The sequence below is a fragment of the Pseudomonadota bacterium genome (genome assembly GCA_039024915.1).
In the GTDB taxonomy this organism is placed as follows: domain Bacteria; phylum Pseudomonadota; class Alphaproteobacteria; order Rhizobiales; family MH13; genus MH13.
Window position 1 is genome coordinate 321,231 of the sequence record JBCCPK010000005.1, and the last position, 13,818, is coordinate 335,048.

At 59.7% G+C, this 13,818-nt stretch carries 15 protein-coding genes; 6 read left to right on the plus strand and 9 right to left on the minus strand.

Translation table 11 applies throughout. From position 1 onward, the window contains the following. The first annotated feature begins 82 nt into the window (after nt 1-82). Nucleotides 83-916, plus strand: coding sequence for a 4-hydroxy-tetrahydrodipicolinate reductase (gene dapB / locus AAF739_12065; GenBank protein MEM6383403.1), 834 nt, complete (start codon nt 83-85; stop codon nt 914-916). Between the two features lie 28 nt (nt 917-944). Next, the gene (locus tag AAF739_12070; GenBank protein ID MEM6383404.1) at nt 945-1,562 is read left to right on the plus strand and encodes a 2,3-bisphosphoglycerate-dependent phosphoglycerate mutase; all 618 of its coding nucleotides are present in this window, start codon (nt 945-947) and stop codon (nt 1,560-1,562) included. Nucleotides 1,563-1,581: 19 nt separating this feature from the next. Here the strand turns inward: AAF739_12070 and AAF739_12075 are convergent, their stop codons facing one another. Together AAF739_12075 and AAF739_12080 are read right to left on the minus strand one after the other, a co-directional pair. Continuing rightward, on the minus strand, nt 1,582-2,547 hold the full coding sequence (locus AAF739_12075; protein MEM6383405.1) for a bifunctional helix-turn-helix domain-containing protein/methylated-DNA--[protein]-cysteine S-methyltransferase: 966 nt from the start codon (nt 2,545-2,547) through the stop codon (nt 1,582-1,584). Between the two features lie 60 nt (nt 2,548-2,607). Beyond that, entirely contained in the window at nt 2,608-3,135 is a 528-nt protein-coding gene (locus AAF739_12080; protein MEM6383406.1) for a DUF2244 domain-containing protein, read from the minus strand. Between the two features lie 76 nt (nt 3,136-3,211). On the opposite strand from AAF739_12080, the gene nth reads away from it, so the two are divergent. Next, on the plus strand, nt 3,212-3,958 hold the full coding sequence (nth, locus tag AAF739_12085) for an endonuclease III (protein MEM6383407.1): 747 nt from the start codon (nt 3,212-3,214) through the stop codon (nt 3,956-3,958). Nucleotides 3,959-4,051: 93 nt separating this feature from the next. On the opposite strand, the gene AAF739_12090 is transcribed toward nth, so the two are convergent. The 3 genes from AAF739_12090 to AAF739_12100 form a co-directional block, all read right to left on the minus strand. After that, nucleotides 4,052-4,729: a L,D-transpeptidase gene (locus AAF739_12090; protein ID MEM6383408.1), complete on the minus strand. Its 678-nt coding sequence runs from the start codon at nt 4,727-4,729 to the stop codon at nt 4,052-4,054. Nucleotides 4,730-4,805: 76 nt separating this feature from the next. After that, the gene (locus AAF739_12095; protein ID MEM6383409.1) at nt 4,806-5,150 is read right to left on the minus strand and encodes a hypothetical protein; all 345 of its coding nucleotides are present in this window, start codon (nt 5,148-5,150) and stop codon (nt 4,806-4,808) included. A 159-nt stretch (nt 5,151-5,309) separates the two neighbouring features. Then, nucleotides 5,310-6,110 (minus strand): sulfate transporter family protein, encoded by an 801-nt coding sequence (locus AAF739_12100; GenBank protein MEM6383410.1) that lies wholly within the window; start codon nt 6,108-6,110, stop codon nt 5,310-5,312. Nucleotides 6,111-6,148: 38 nt separating this feature from the next. On the opposite strand from AAF739_12100, the gene AAF739_12105 reads away from it, so the two are divergent. Both AAF739_12105 and AAF739_12110 read left to right on the plus strand, forming a co-directional pair. Continuing rightward, nucleotides 6,149-7,171, plus strand: coding sequence for an adenosine kinase (locus tag AAF739_12105; GenBank protein ID MEM6383411.1), 1,023 nt, complete (start codon nt 6,149-6,151; stop codon nt 7,169-7,171). Nucleotides 7,172-7,177: 6 nt separating this feature from the next. Then, complete coding sequence (locus AAF739_12110; protein MEM6383412.1) at nt 7,178-7,669, plus strand: YbaK/EbsC family protein; 492 nt, start codon at nt 7,178-7,180, stop codon at nt 7,667-7,669. Here the strand turns inward: AAF739_12110 and AAF739_12115 are convergent. After that, nucleotides 7,666-8,112, minus strand: a complete 447-nt coding sequence (locus tag AAF739_12115; GenBank protein MEM6383413.1) for an Lrp/AsnC family transcriptional regulator — start codon at nt 8,110-8,112, stop codon at nt 7,666-7,668. The two genes, AAF739_12110 and AAF739_12115, sit on opposite strands and share 4 nt — an antisense overlap. 81 nt (nt 8,113-8,193) lie before the next feature. On the opposite strand from AAF739_12115, the gene AAF739_12120 reads away from it, so the two are divergent. Next, nucleotides 8,194-8,805: a LysE family translocator gene (locus AAF739_12120; GenBank protein MEM6383414.1), complete on the plus strand. Its 612-nt coding sequence runs from the start codon at nt 8,194-8,196 to the stop codon at nt 8,803-8,805. 17 nt (nt 8,806-8,822) lie between these two features. On the opposite strand, the gene gyrB is transcribed toward AAF739_12120, so the two are convergent. From gyrB to AAF739_12135, 3 genes are all read right to left on the minus strand, one after another. After that, nucleotides 8,823-11,255, minus strand: a complete 2,433-nt coding sequence (gene gyrB / locus AAF739_12125; GenBank protein MEM6383415.1) for a DNA topoisomerase (ATP-hydrolyzing) subunit B — start codon at nt 11,253-11,255, stop codon at nt 8,823-8,825. A 202-nt stretch (nt 11,256-11,457) separates the two neighbouring features. Further along, a complete protein-coding gene (locus AAF739_12130) occupies nt 11,458-12,804 on the minus strand; it encodes a TIGR03862 family flavoprotein (protein MEM6383416.1) in 1,347 nt (448 codons plus the stop codon). Then, the gene (locus AAF739_12135; protein MEM6383417.1) at nt 12,768-13,673 is read right to left on the minus strand and encodes a DUF5996 family protein; all 906 of its coding nucleotides are present in this window, start codon (nt 13,671-13,673) and stop codon (nt 12,768-12,770) included. Before AAF739_12135 ends, AAF739_12130 begins: the two co-directional genes overlap by 37 nt. Between the last annotated feature and the right edge of the window lie 145 nt (nt 13,674-13,818).

The following is a 13,818-nucleotide window of genomic DNA, read 5'->3' on the forward strand; positions in this document are numbered from 1 at the left end:
CTCGGATACGCGGTTGCGCGGATCGCTGGCGGTGCGCTAGATGCGGTCTGCTTCAACCCCTTCTTTTCGAATTGAGCGCCCCTTGTCCGATGCTGCCGCGCCCTCAACGTCCACCAGAGTAGCTGTTGTCGGTGCCACGGGCCGCATGGGCAGGGCGCTCGTACGGGCGGTCGAGGAAGCCGGTGGCGCAAAACTATCCGGCGCAGTCGAGCGAGAGGGCTCTGAGCATCTCGGCAGGGACGCGGGACCTCTCGCGGGGCTCCAGGAAACCGGTGTCGTGGTCACGGATGACCCTTTGCCTGTTTTCGCCGCTAGCGACGCCGTGCTCGATTTTACGGCGCCAGAGGCAACGCTCTTCTACAACGAACTGGCTGCTCAAGCCCGGATTGTTCACGTCATTGGTACAACCGGCATGATGCCTGTCGATGAGGTCAAGCTAGACGCAGCTGCGCGCCACGCCGTCATCGTCAAGTCTGGAAACATGAGCCTTGGTGTTAACGTGCTCGCCGTGCTCGTGGAGAAAGCGGCCGCGGCATTGGGCCCCGAGTGGGATATCGAGATCATCGAGGCGCATCATCGGGGGAAGGTCGATGCGCCTTCTGGCACCGGCTATTTGCTTGGTGACGCTGCCGCCCATGGCCGCGGCATCGACCTTGCAGACAGGGCGGTCTTCACACGGCACGGTGAGACCGGAGCAAGGCCCGATGGCGCCATAGGATTTGCCTCGGTTCGTGGCGGCTCCATAGTCGGGGACCATACGGCGTTGTTCGCCGGCCCGGCAGAGCGCATCACCTTAGGCCATCATGCCGAGGATCGAAGCTTGTTTGCGCGAGGGGCCGTAAAGGCTGCATTATGGGGGCACGGTCGCAAACCCGGGCGGTATACCATGCGCGATGTCCTTGGCTTAAACGACTAGACTCAACCCTCTGGGCAAAGGAAACGCTATGGAACGGCTACTTGTTCTCGTCCGCCACGGTCAAAGCGAGTGGAACCTGAAGAACCTCTTCACCGGTTGGAAAAATCCAGACCTGACCGAAAAAGGCGTCGAGGAGGCACGTCAGGCCGGCCGTTCTCTTAAAGAGATGAAACTCTCTTTCGATGCGGCCTACACCTCCGATCTCTTGCGTGCGCAAAAGACGCTGGCATTGATGCAGGAGGAAATGGGAACAGATCTTCCGGTTACGAAAGATCAGGCACTGAACGAACGCGACTATGGCGATCTAACAGGTATGAACAAGGATGAGGCGCGCGAGCAGTTCGGTGAGGACCAGGTTCACATCTGGCGCCGCTCCTATGATACGCCGCCTCCGGGCGGCGAAAGCCTAAAGATGACTGCTGAGCGTGTGTTGCCATACTTTGAAGCGGAGATTTTGCCTTTGGTCCTGGCGGGAAAGCGCATTCTCGTCTCAGCCCATGGTAACTCGCTGCGCGCACTCATCATGAAGCTTGAAGGGCTGACGCCCGAGGCTATTCTGAAGCGCGAATTGGGTACCGGTACCCCGATCATTTATCGCCTTGATGAAGAGGGCGGCATTATCGAGAAGATCGACTTGGCCGAGTAAGGTTGCACATTTACCGGCCTTAAAGCCCGAGCTCACCTTGCGCTGGTTCACCAACCTTGCCGACGCTGGCAGCTTCCCATCCAAGCATGGCGCGTTTGCGCGTCAGTCCCCAGTGGTAGCCCGTGAGATTCCCGGTCGCTCCGACCGCGCGATGGCACGGGACGACGAAGGAGATCGGGTTCTTGCCCACCGCCGCGCCGACCGCTCGTGATGCTTTTTCCTTGCCGATATGGCGCGCGATTGCGCCGTAAGTCGTGGTGGAGCCAAGGGGGATTGCAAGAAGGGTTTCCCATACCCGCACCTCGAAATCGGTGCCGATCAGTGTGATGCGAACCGGCTGGTCCTGCCTCCATATCCCCGGGTCGAAGACGGCCCGCGCGTCATCGGCGGTTCCCGCGTCGTCGCGCACATAGTTCGCCGCGGGCCAGCGATTGGCCATGTCGTCGAAGCAGGCGATCTCGCCACCCTGATCACAGAATGCGAGGCCAACCAGGCCATGCTCGGTCATCATCACCAGCGCAAGGCCGAAGGGTGAAGGATGAAATCCGTAGCGGATCTCCAGCCCTGCCCCCTTTGCCCGATAAGCGCCCGGTGGCATGGCCTGGTGGGTGACGAACAGATCGTGGAGCCTTCCCGGTCCCGACAGACCGCTGCCATAGGCCGCGTCGAGCACCGGCTCGCCGGCTTCGAGGAGCCGTTTGGCGCGATCGAGCGTCACCGCCTGCAGGAAGGCCTTCGGTGTCAGCCCCGCATAGGCGCGGAACTTGCGCGTCAGGACTACCGGATGTTCGCCCACCGCGCGCGCGATGGTCTCAATATCGGGCTGATCGATGGCCTTGTCGGTGATAAACGCGATAGCTTCGCGGACCGCCTCATACGCGGCGCACCGTTGATCGTAGGAGCCCAAGGCGCCGTCATCATCCAGCTCTGCCGGACTAGCGGCGAGGCCTGAGGGTTCACTTTGAGCGGTTGTAGCGTGGGTCATGGGCGCCTTGTGGCCTATCGATGAGCCACCCGCCACCCGAAACCGAACCGGAGACGAAAGCTAGGCAGGAAGCGCGCCCCGTCTGATCCGCGAGAGGACATCGCCGAGAGCATTGGCGAAGCTCTCCTTGTCGGCCGGGTTCATGAAGGAACCAACCGGGAACTGCTGGCCCTTACTTTCAAGCTTGATTGCGAGCACACGCTCTTCCTCATGATCGTAGGCGGTCTTCAGCCGTGTCCATACCGGATGCAGGCTGTCCGTCGTTACGCGGCCCCAGCCGCTGACCCGTTTGATGGTCAGGCAGTCGGGGGTAACAACAACCTCTTCGTAGGCGCGGCCGGCGCGATAATTGATTTGGAAGGCGGCCCAAACGATGAGCACATCGAGCACGAGAAACGCAAGAACGGGCCATGCGCCAACGGCCAAGAACATGATGCCCGATGAGGTGGCCAAACCCGCGATTACAACCATCATCACAACAAACCCGTTGCGCGAAAGCGAGCGATGCGGTGTCAGCTTTGCCGAGAAGACCGGGGCACGTTGACGCTCGTTGTGAGCACTGCCTGCTGTCGGGTTGTGATCGTCCATAGCGCTCTATATGCCAAACAAATGCGGGCGATTGAACCGCGGCCTCTTGCGACAAACCATCTCTAGTCAACTCATCATGCAGCCGACCAGTTCCGTAAGTCCTGCGCCTGTACCGGCGAAGCCACCGCGTAAGCGGCGGCCGCGGTCCAAATTGTCGCGTGATGAAATTGGACAGCTTTTTGCTGCGTTCCACGCGATTGAGCCTGACCCGAAGGGCGAGCTTGAGCACGTTAACGCCTACACATTACTGGTGGCCGTGGTCCTGTCCGCACAAGCGACCGATGCGGGTGTGAACAAGGCGACTGAGCCGCTCTTCAAGATTGCCGATACGCCCGCCAAGATGCTTGCGCTTGGCGAAGAGACAGTGCGGTCCCACGTCAAGACGATCGGGCTCTATCGGGGAAAAGCGAAGAACGTCATCGCTCTGTCCCAGCGCCTCTTGGACGATCACCCTGACCTGCCTGCGGGCGAGGTGCCGGAGGATCGCGACTATCTCGAAAGCCTACCTGGGGTGGGACGCAAGACGGCAAATGTGGTGATGAATATGGCGTTCGGCCATCACACCAATGCCGTCGATACCCATGTCTTTCGGGTGTCAAATCGCACGGGCCTTGCGCCCGGCAAGACGGTTGAGGTGGTGGAGAGTATTCTCGACCGCGTCATTCCAGAGACCTACGGCTTGCACGCCCATCACTGGCTCATCTTGCATGGCCGCTATCTTTGCAAGGCACGAACGCCCGAATGTTGGCGGTGCCCAGTGATCGACGTTTGCCGGTTCAAGGACAAGGTGCTGGAGCCGAAGTCCAAGTCCTCTGCCCGCTAGAACTTGAGAATAACCAAGCCTACTGGCGCGTCTTGTCCGAGGAGCACGACCGCAGCGTGTCAGCTTGCTCCACGCGTCGCAGCGCCTCCCCGATCACACAACAAGAATCGGGGAGTTCGTTGCGACGCGGCCGTACAAATCGATGACGTCCTGATTGAACATGCGAACGCAGCCTGACGACACCGCTTTTCCGATAGACCAGTCTTCCGTTGTGCCGTGGACCCGGTACAGCGTGTCGACATTGCCCTCAAAGATGTACAGAGCTCGTGCACCCAGTGGGTTTCCAAGACCGGGGTCCATGCCACCATTCTCGATCGAATAGGGCTCAAGCTCAGGTTGGCGTGCCACCATTTCATCCGGCGGTGTCCAGCGCGGCCAAGGGCGTTTCCAGGCGATGCGCGCGCGGCCCGACCAATCAAATCCCTGACGGCCAACGCCGATGCCGTACCGCATCGCCTTGCCGCCTTCCTGAACATGATAGAGGTAGAAGTTGCGCGTATCGACGACCACGGTGCCCACACGTTCATTGGTCGGATAGTCAACCTGCCGTCTAAGAAAGCGCTCCTCGACCTGGGTGAGATCGACAGCTGGCACAGGGAACTGCTCGTGCGGCAAGGGGCCGTACATCATCGCAAAGCGGCTGGGGGCGACGGGCTCTGCCGGCGCAAAGCTGGTTTGCGGTGCGGCGGTCATGCAGCCCGAGACAGCAAGGCCGCTCATCAGGGCTGAGCCGGCCATAAACTGCCGGCGTGAAAGAACTGGGTTACGCATAGATACTCTCCAGCGGATAGGAACAAATAAATGGGAACGAGGCGCAAGGGCCGCGCGCACAGTTTCGTTTCGCTGGTTAAGGGCGCGGTGGCCGCAGGCGTTGCTTGACGCGGAATTCTGCGGCCGACATTTGGCCCGTGCTGCGCCCGCCCATCATCGCGGCGAGCTTGGGTTCTTCGGGCTGTGGTGCCAGCATCGGGCAATCGCCGGAACAAACCGATGCGCTACCGCGTGCGTCAATCCTCTGCTGGGGCTCGCAACACGCCTCGAGCGTGACCATAGAATCGCCTGCCGCCGCACTCTCATAGACAAGCGCATCGGACGCGCCACTCTCGGACGCAACCGCTAATGCCCCGCCGGGTAAGGCAAGGATCAAAAGCGCCAGTGCAAGACTGACAAAGGATTTCGCACCCCATAACATGGTGTGTGCTCCGACACGGCAATTGAGACAATCCTGAGGCATGTAAAATGCTCGCAAGACAGCAGACATTGGTGTTGCCTGTGCGCAACGCCTATCACGGGATCATTTAAGGTTTGATCAATTTCGGGCGTCCGGCACCTCAAAATTGCGCGAGGATCATTAAGCCACCGCGCTGTCGCGCCGACCCTGCTCATCTTGATGCGATAATCGCTTGTGTAGATGGACCATCAAGGCTGTTGCAAACAGTGGGGTCAGGAGGTTGACGATCGGGATAGCGACAAGACCGGCTATCACGAGGCTAGCAAGGAAAACCTGCCCTCCGTTGGCTTTGCGAAGTGCTTGAACCTCGCGTTTTGAGCGATGGCGCAAAGCGGCGAGTTCGAAATACTCCCGACCCAGCAGATAGCCATTGGCAAGCAGGAAGATGATCGCGTTGACGCCTGGCACCAAAAGCAATGCCAAGGCGCATACATTCACAGCGAGGACCACGAAGAAGAAACCGACCGCTTCCCTCAGACCTTGCAGCAGCGGCAGAGGCCGGCCTGGTGGTTCAGCGCCGTAATGTGTGCGTTCAACGGTCTCGGCGATGTCATCGAGAAAAAGGCTGGCAACCAGCGCCGTCACCGGGACAACCAGAAATATCGCGCCGACGATGAGCGCCAGACCGGACAGGACTTGAATTGCGCCGTCCATCCATCCCGTTTCGATCTGCACAAGATGATCGATCAGGGTCGCGAGGCCGAACCACGCGACAATCAAGGTTAGGACGGTAAGGCCGAGCGACTTTGCCAGGACACCGCGGAAAGGCGGTGACAAGACGTCGAGGAAAGCCTGGCGGATCAGCGCAAACACGAGCGCGTGTCCGGGAAGCGGCAGTTTACGGCGACAATCATCGCAGGCACATAGGCAGTTGTCGGCAAACCCACAATGGTCCATGACCAGCGACAGCAAAGACTGCAACTTCAACACTTAACCGATCAGGCTCGCAAAGCACCGCCATGACCAACACGACCGAAACACGTTTTGACGTTGTCGCCATAGGCAACGCTATTTTCGACATCCTTGCCCACGTGGAAGATGACTTTCTGGTGCGCGAAAAGCTTGTGAAGGGCTCGATGCGCCTGGTTGATGCTGCCGAGTCGGCGCGGCTCTACAACCGCATCGGACAGGCCACCCGCATGTCTGGTGGTTCCGCAGGCAACACTGCCGCCGCCATCGCCTCGCTGGGAGGAAGCGCCGCTTATATCGGGAAAGTGGCGCAGGATGACACCGGGCGCGCCTACGCCCACGACATGCGCGGCATCGGCGTACACTTCGATGTTCAGCCCCTGTCGGCTGCGCAGGGCATTCACACGGCCACGTCGGTCATCCTTGTCACCCCCGATGGCGAGCGGACGATGAACACGTCGCTGGCGGCCTGTCAGGAACTAACGGTCCAAGACATCGAGCCCAACGTCATCCGTGCGTCCGCCATCACCTACATGGAAGGCTATCTGTGGGATCCGGCCAAGGCCAAGGAAGCTTTCCGCTATGCGGCGAAGATCGCCAAGCAGGCTGGCCGCCGTGTTGCCCTAACCTTATCCGATAGTTTCTGCGTCGACCGTTTTCGCAGCGAATTCATAGATCTGATGCGCTCAGGTACCGTCGATACGCTCTTTGCCAACGAACATGAGCTGAAAGCGCTGTACGAAACGGCTGACCTTCCAACGGCGTACAATGCCCTTGCGCAGGACTGTGATCTGGGCATCGTGACGCTTGGCGCGAAGGGGTCGATGTCGATCCAGGGCGAGGAGCGTGTTGAAGTTGGGACAAAGCCCGTCGAGGATTTGGTTGATCTTACCGGTGCAGGGGACGCTTTTGCCGGGGGCTACCTGTTTGGTCTGGCCCGGAAGATGCCGCTGAATATTTGCGCTGAACTGGGCCACCTGGCGGCGGGTCACGTCATCCAGCAGATGGGGCCGCGCCCTCAGGTCTCGCTCAAACAGTTGGCGTTTGACGCCGGTCTGTTGATCGAAGCCTGATCGATCTTGGACCCTGTCGTTCCCAAACCTGGCTCATCCATGGAGCGGGTGGTAAAGGCCGCCCAGGCTTTGGGACTGGATGTTGAGCTTCGAGTGATGGATCAGTCCACCCGGACCGCTCAAGACGCAGCGCGCGCGTGCGGTTGCAAAGTGGACCAGATCGTTAAATCGCTGGTTTTTGAGAACGCCGAAACAGGCGGGCTCGCGCTGGTCCTGATCAGTGGCGCGCATGATGCCGATATTGAGCACCTCAAGCGAGCGCATGGACTGCATCTCAAGCGCGCCGATGGTCGGCGGGTGCGCGATGAAACAGGCTTTGCGATTGGTGGCGTTGCACCGATAGGCCACAAGGCACCCATCGCCGTGTGGATGGATAATACTCTGCTGGGCTTTGGTGATGTATGGGCCGCTGCTGGTCGTCCCGATAGCGTCTTTCGGGTTGATCCAAGAAGCTTGGTCGCTGCCACCCATGCCTCAGTTATCGATGTGCGCCCCTAGCCGCGCTCGTTCTTTGGGCTATCGAGAACAAAGTAGCTTGTGATCGAGGCCATCTGCTCAATCGTCCCCAGTACATCTGTATGCAGTCGCTTGTAAGCGGCAAGATCAGGCACTTCGACCAGCAAAATGTAGGCGACGGAGCCGGAGACGTTATGGCATTCTCGTACTTGCGGGATGGCCTGCATAGAACGCTCGAACGCAATCAATGCATCTCGTGAGTGCCGCAGCAGATCGACCGCCACATAGACTTTCAAGCCACCATCGAGCTTTGACCGGTCAATGACGGCGCGGTAGCCGGAGATTATGCCGGCGGCTTCAAGCGCTTGAACCCGCCTGAGGCAGGCCGATTGGGACAGGCCGACGCGTTCCGCCAGCGCCGCGTTGGATAGCCGCCCATCCGTTTCGAGCTGACGCAAGATTTCTCGATCTTTCTGGTCAGGCATTCGCAGATAATTGCACAAAGCAGATTCGCTTTGCAATCTTTGCAAGCACCTTGCGCTCTGTACGCGCTAAGCTGCCGCATCATGTTTGAAGCCATTATCGCCTTGTTTGTCTTTGCTTTTGTCGGCGCCGGAACGCCGGGGCCGAACAACGTCATGCTGATGGCGTCGGGCATGAATTACGGGTTCCGGCGGTCGCTGTCGCATATCGCCGGCGTCGCCTATGGCTTACCCTTGATGATCATCGCGATCGGGCTTGGACTGTCATCGGTGTTTGCCGCCCTGCCCTGGCTCGAACAAGCGCTGCGTATCGCTTGCGCTGTGTATCTTGTCTACCTCGCCTACAAGATCGCCACGGCACGCCCAACGGTGACGGCCGATGGTCTTGAAGTAACCGGCAATCCGCTGACCTTCTGGCAGGCTGCTGCCTTCCAATGGGTCAATCCGAAGGCATGGGTCATGGTGACCACAGCGCTGACCGTTTATGCGCTACCGCTTGATGGCGTGTGGCCCGCACTCGGCGCAGCGCTGGTGTTCGCTTGCGTTGGCACCGTGACGGCAACCAGCTGGACGGCGCTCGGCGACCGGCTCCGTCTGTTCTTTGAAGATTCCGTACGCCTGCGCGCGTTCAATATTTGCGCTGCTGTCGTGCTGCTTTTGACGCTTGTCCCGGTCTTCTGGCCCGGTCTCCTGTAGGTCGCTTTTCGGCCTGCTCAGATATCAAGATTGTCGACCGTCAGAGCATTATCCTGAATGAAGGTGCGGCGTGGATCGACATCATCGCCCATCAGGTCCGAGAAGACGCCATCGGCCTCGTCGGCCTCGTTGATTTTGACCTGCAAAAGCGTGCGCACATTCGGGTCAAGCGTGGTTTCCCAAAGCTGGTCGGGGTTCATCTCGCCAAGGCCTTTGTACCGCTGGATCGACACGCCTTTCCGGCCCATCTCCATCAAGGCAGAAACAAGCGCGCGTGGTCCGCGAATAGGTGTCTCGCTGTCCTTCCGGCGCAGCACAGCTGCTTTTCCGTAGGTCTCTTGAAGTTGCTCGGCGAAGCCATCAAGACGCAGCGCATCGGACGAATCGAGCAGAGCTGTATCGATCGTGTGCGCGTCTGTTACCCCACGCAAAGTGCGTGTGAACCGCAGATCGCCGCTCTCAAGCCTGCGCCCCTCCCAGCCCTTCTCAAACTCGTCCGCCAGGATATCGATACGCCGCGCGACATACGCCGCTGCATCTGATGCTTGGGAGGGATCGGCCAGCAAATTGGCATTGAGCGCGCCCGCGATCGCGGCTTGCTCAACCACATCGCGGTTGTACCGATGGTGAAGCCCATCGATGACAAAGGCGATCCGCCGCGCCTCGCGTACGGTTTCCAGCAGGTCCTGGCCGGACCGGACTTCCCCGTTCGCCAACACGAGGCTGGCGCCATCCAGGCCGCCATCGACAAGATAGTCTTCAAGTGCCTGCTCGTCCTTAAGATATTGCTCGGACTGACCGCGCCGGACCTTGTAAAGCGGCGGCTGTGCGATGAACAAATGGCCGCGCTCGATAAGCTCGCGCATCTGACGGAAGAAGAATGTCAACAGCAGCGTGCGGATGTGCGAGCCATCCACATCGGCGTCCGTCATGATGATAATCCGGTGATAGCGCAGCTTGTCGGGATTGAACTCTTCGGTCCCGATTCCGGTCCCCAAGGCGGTGATCAGCGTTCCGATCTCGTTGGAGGACAACATTTTGTCAAAACGCGCACGCTCGACGTTGAGGATTTTACCACGCAGGGGCAAAACGGCCTGAAAGGCGCGGTTGCGGCCTTGTTTGGCGGACCCACCTGCCGAGTCGCCCTCGACCAGAAACAATTCGGATTTCGCCGGATCGCGCTCCTGACAATCGGCCAGCTTGCCGGGCAGGGATGCCACGTCCAGGGCGCCCTTGCGCCGAGTGAGTTCGCGCGCCTTGCGCGCTGCTTCCCGTGCGGCTGCCGCTTCGATGACCTTCGAGACAATGCTCTTTGCGTGTGCGGGGTTCTCCTCAAACCATATCTGCAGAGACTGGTTGAGCACATTTTCGACCACCGGCCGCACCTCCGACGAGACAAGCTTGTCCTTCGTCTGGGACGAGAATTTCGGGTCGGGGACCTTGACCGACAGCACCGCCGTCAGACCTTCGCGACAATCGTCGCCGGTCGGCGAGACTTTTTCCTTCTTGGTCAGACCCGACGCATCGGCGTAGCCGGTGACCTGGCGTGTCAAGGCTGCGCGAAAGCCGGCGAGGTGCGTTCCGCCGTCGCGCTGCGGGATATTGTTGGTGAAGCACAAGACGTTTTCGTGGTAGCTGTCGTTCCACCACATTGCGACTTCGACGGTGATGCCGTCTTTCTCCGAGGTCACAAAGATCGGCTCTTCAAGGACAGGCTTTTTCTTCCGGTCCAGAAAGGCCACAAATTCCCTGATGCCGCCCTCATAGTTGAGGGACACCACGCGATCCTCAACGCCTCGCTTGTCCGTGAGTGTTATTTTGACGCCCGAATTCAAAAACGCCAGTTCGCGCAGACGATGTTCGAGCGTTTCAAAATTGAATTCGGTCTTTGAGAACGTCTGAGGTGAGGGCAGAAACGTCACTTCCGTTCCGGTCGCTTCGCCCGCATCGCCAACCACGGCGAGCGGCCCGTCGGCATTGCCGTGGCTGAAGCTCATGACGTGTTCTTTGCCGGCCCGCCGGATGCGTAAATCGAGCCGTGTCGACAGCGCGTTGACGACGGAGACGCCCACACCGTGAAGGCCGCCTGAAACTTTATAGGAATTCTGGTCGAACTTTCCGCCCGCGTGTAGCTGGGTCATGATGACTTCGGCAGCTGAAACGCCTTCTTCGGCGTGCAGATCTGTCGGAATCCCCCGCCCGTCATCGGTCACGGTGACCGAACCGTCAGCGTTCAACGTGACCGTGACCTCGCTTGCATGGCCCGCCAGCGCCTCGTCGATCGCATTGTCGACGACCTCATAGACCATGTGATGCAGACCGGATCCGTCGTCGGTATCGCCGATATACATGCCCGGCCGTTTGCGCACGGCGTCCAAGCCCTTGAGAACCTTGATAGAGTCGGCGCCATATTCGCCATTATCCACTTCGGCTTCTGGTGCATCGGGCAGTGTTTCGGGGCTGGGTTCGCTGGTCAAACTGCGGCCTTTCGCATGCGCGGAGAAGTGCCCAACTCAAGGGCCTCGGCTGGACCGCATCAGCGGTCGAGAATCATTTGGATTTTATACCACCAATCACGGCAAAAAAGCGAAGCTTTTGCGCGCTTTAGACCGATTGGCGCTGGATGAAATATGTGGGTATGGCCCCCCGATTTCACAAGCCGCCTTGGCTGCCAAGAAAGCGCGCCGCGGCTCTGCCTGCCCACTGGCCTGTCGCAAGGCAGCCTGTAATGAGATATCCGCCGGTCGGTGCCTCCCAGTCGAGCATTTCCCCGGCGCAGAAAACTCCAGCTTTCGCGGTCAGCATCAGGTCTGCGTCGAGGGCGCTCCAGGCGACCCCTCCGGCAGTGGATATCGCCTCATCAAGTGGGCGGGGCCCCTTATGCTTCAACGGAACAGCTTTCAGGAGGGTCGCAAGAGCGTCGGGGTCACCGGGCAGGGGGCGGGCAAACTCAAGCAGGAGCGAGCGCTTCACCCCTTCGATGCGGACCGTCTTGCGCAGATAGTTCGCCATCGAGAGCTTCCCACGCGGGCGGGCAAGCCTTTTGCGAACCTGATCCAAGGTGAGATTGGGAAGCAAATCGATTGCGATGTGCGCACCTTTACGGGCGTCGCGCGCGATCGCGTAAATCGCGGACCCTTCAACACCGGTTTCGGTGATGACGAACTCGCCTTGACGGCTGGGGGTTGGTGCGTCGCCCAGCCCTCCAGCAGTACAGAATAGCGCGACCGGTTTCACAGCCTTGCCGAAATGGGTGCGCATCTGATCCGACCAAGGCACGTTGAAGCCCATATTGGCCGGCTCAAACGGCGTTAGTGAGACCCCCTCTCCTGTGAGCGCAGTCGACCACTTGCCATCCGAACCCAGCCGCCGCCAGCTTGCGCCGCCAAGGGCCAAGATGCATACTTGGTAAGCCAGCCTGTTCGTCCCTGTTGGCGTATCGAAGACAAGCGTCTGTCCATCAAAGCTAACCCATCGCCAGCGCGTGCGCAGGTCGAGCCCCTGGCTTTCGAGCCGGGCGATCCAAGCGCGTAACAAGGGTGACGCTTTCATCGCGCGCGGAAAAACCATACCCGACGACCCTGTGAAGACCGGTTGGCGTAGGTCTTCGGCGAAGCGCTTGACCTCCCCCGGTCCCATATCGTCGAGCATCGGCGCCATGTGCTGCGCGGCGTCCCCATAAGCTTGAATAAAGGCCTCATCAGGCTCGTCTTTGGTGATGTTCAGCCCTGATTTACCGGCCATCAGGAACTTTCGACCGACCGTCGGCATCGCATCGCACAGGATGACAGCTGCCTCAGCGGCGTTACCACCCATGGTATTGAGCATTGCCTGTGCGGCCATCAGGCCGGCGGGACCGCCGCCAATGATCACCGCCTTGGGCTTGGCGTGCCCTACAGTCTTGAGCGTTTCGGTCATGACGCCCGGTTTGCGATGGTCATAAGGCCGGGTTTCCCCGCCGGTCAGGCGTACCCATGAACGAGGCTTGGATGGTCCCATCCCGCCGTCCGGCAGCCGCCATCGTAGACGCTCTGCAAGAAGCCAAGCAGCGCCTCGCGCGGATCATCAAGCTTCCGCAAATCGTCATAATCGAGAACCGCAAGCGCGCCGCCATTTCGGGTGATCCACCGTGCCGCATCCGGCATCAGAGGCGTTTCCATCAGGCCTGCAGGCTCGGGATAAGCGTAGCCGTAAAACGCGGGATGCGGATAAGCATCATCGCCAGGCCAAAAGCCCGTTGAGATGTTTTGGTGCGAATAGGCTTCGATATCGGACTGTCGACCACTTTCGAGCGGCGCAGCCTCGCCGGAAAAGCGCGTAGAGACGAGATCAAAGGAGTGCCAATAAAGCTGCACCGGGGTCTGTTTGCCGACAAAACGCGTCCGGTACACTTCGAAAACCGACCCGATCGCACACAAGGCGCGCCAGAACGTTGTCACCGCGTCGTGATCGTAAGCCCGATCCGCTGTGTCCTTGGCAAAGGGAACCGTCGACTTGTTGTCATAAGGCTTGGCGACGATCCTTACAGCAATACCGAGGGCATCCAGCGCTCCAAAAAGAGCCGTATGAAACCCGGCGACGGATTTGCCTGGCACAGAAAAGCTCTCCCGGCCACCATCATTGGTGGTGATCTCAACCGTGTGATCGACCATATCGAAAAAGATCTCGAACGCGCGGTCACCGTACGGAATACGGTGGGTCGTCAGGCCTCTTGTGTCCGGATAAAGCGTAACATGCCACCAATGATTGAGCTTGGGATGGGCAGCCATGCGCACCTTGCCGATCATCTGCAAAAACAGGTGCAAGGTATCTTTCGTGTCGACCCACTGATCGTAGGGCAACGGCGGGAGCGACAGCGACGTGTTCATGGGTGTACCCCGTGGATGGCTGTGGAGGTTGTCGGGTCGCCGGTATGGTGATGGTACAGTGGCTAACCGTGACCCGGAGATCGTTTTTAGACGCGCCCGGTGCAGCTTTGAAACTTGCGTGGGCGCCAGCAAACACTAAACGCCT

Excerpts from the sequence above, each read along its gene's own strand:
- AAF739_12070 (MEM6383404.1), top strand. The coding sequence starts at position 945 with ATGGAACGGCTACTTGTTCTCGTCCGCCACGGTCAAAGCGAGTGGAAC.
- AAF739_12075 (MEM6383405.1), bottom strand. The coding sequence starts at position 2,547 with ATGACCCACGCTACAACCGCTCAAAGTGAACCCTCAGGCCTCGCCGCT.
- AAF739_12080 (MEM6383406.1), bottom strand. The coding sequence starts at position 3,135 with ATGGACGATCACAACCCGACAGCAGGCAGTGCTCACAACGAGCGTCAA.
- nth (MEM6383407.1), top strand. The coding sequence starts at position 3,212 with ATGCAGCCGACCAGTTCCGTAAGTCCTGCGCCTGTACCGGCGAAGCCA.
- AAF739_12090 (MEM6383408.1), bottom strand. The coding sequence starts at position 4,729 with ATGCGTAACCCAGTTCTTTCACGCCGGCAGTTTATGGCCGGCTCAGCC.
- AAF739_12095 (MEM6383409.1), bottom strand. The coding sequence starts at position 5,150 with ATGTTATGGGGTGCGAAATCCTTTGTCAGTCTTGCACTGGCGCTTTTG.
- AAF739_12105 (MEM6383411.1), top strand. The coding sequence starts at position 6,149 with ATGACCAACACGACCGAAACACGTTTTGACGTTGTCGCCATAGGCAAC.
- AAF739_12115 (MEM6383413.1), bottom strand. The coding sequence starts at position 8,112 with ATGCCTGACCAGAAAGATCGAGAAATCTTGCGTCAGCTCGAAACGGAT.
- AAF739_12120 (MEM6383414.1), top strand. The coding sequence starts at position 8,194 with ATGTTTGAAGCCATTATCGCCTTGTTTGTCTTTGCTTTTGTCGGCGCC.
- AAF739_12130 (MEM6383416.1), bottom strand. The coding sequence starts at position 12,804 with ATGGGACCATCCAAGCCTCGTTCATGGGTACGCCTGACCGGCGGGGAA.
- AAF739_12135 (MEM6383417.1), bottom strand. The coding sequence starts at position 13,673 with ATGAACACGTCGCTGTCGCTCCCGCCGTTGCCCTACGATCAGTGGGTC.